The 600-nt window shown below is 39.7% G+C and carries 1 protein-coding gene and 1 pseudogene; both read left to right on the forward strand.

Annotation, left to right across the window (positions count from 1 at the left end; genetic code table 11):
• Window positions 1-329 (forward strand): annotated as a pseudogene (locus tag BW139_RS18165) (pseudouridine synthase); the annotation flags it as partial.
• Window positions 322-600, forward strand: a 279-nt coding sequence (locus BW139_RS18170; RefSeq protein ID WP_139336353.1) for an NUDIX domain-containing protein, incomplete at its 3' end; no start/stop codon positions are given. The pseudogene BW139_RS18165 and the gene BW139_RS18170, both read left to right, overlap by 8 nt.

Here is a 600-nt window from a genome sequence, read left to right on the forward strand (position 1 = left end):
AAGTTGAAGGTGAACCAACGAGTGAATCAATTAATGATTTATGTAATGGCGTAGAACTTAAAGACGGACTTACACTCCCCGCTAACGTTAAAATAATTGATGAACCTACAATTTGGACTCGTAATCCCCCTGTACGCGAGCGAAAAGCAATCCCTACCACTTGGCTAAGTATTACAATTAATGAAGGTAAAAACAGACAAGTTCGTCGAATGACCGCCCATATTGGCCACTCTACACTTCGTCTTATTCGCTACAGTATCCGAAACTATACGTTGGATGATATTAATTGTGGTGAATACAAAGTAATTAAAGGTGCATTTGATGCATAAACCGCATGTAACCGTTGCGGCAATAGTAAAAAAGCAAAATGAGTTTTTACTTGTCAAAGAGCGCGATAAATTTACACAGCAGGTTTGTTACAATCAACCTGCTGGTCATTTAGAACAAAACGAAACTCTTGCACAAGCCGCAAGCAGAGAGCTACTTGAAGAAACAGGCTTAGCGCTTGAGCCAGTCGGCTTTTTAGGTGTGTATAATTTGCATGCTGAAAATGGAGTGCACTATTTGCGATTTTGCTTCTTATTTGAAGCGCCTGATAAT

It is taken from the genome of Pseudoalteromonas sp. SK18, from assembly GCF_001974855.1.
GTDB lineage: Bacteria > Pseudomonadota > Gammaproteobacteria > Enterobacterales > Alteromonadaceae > Pseudoalteromonas.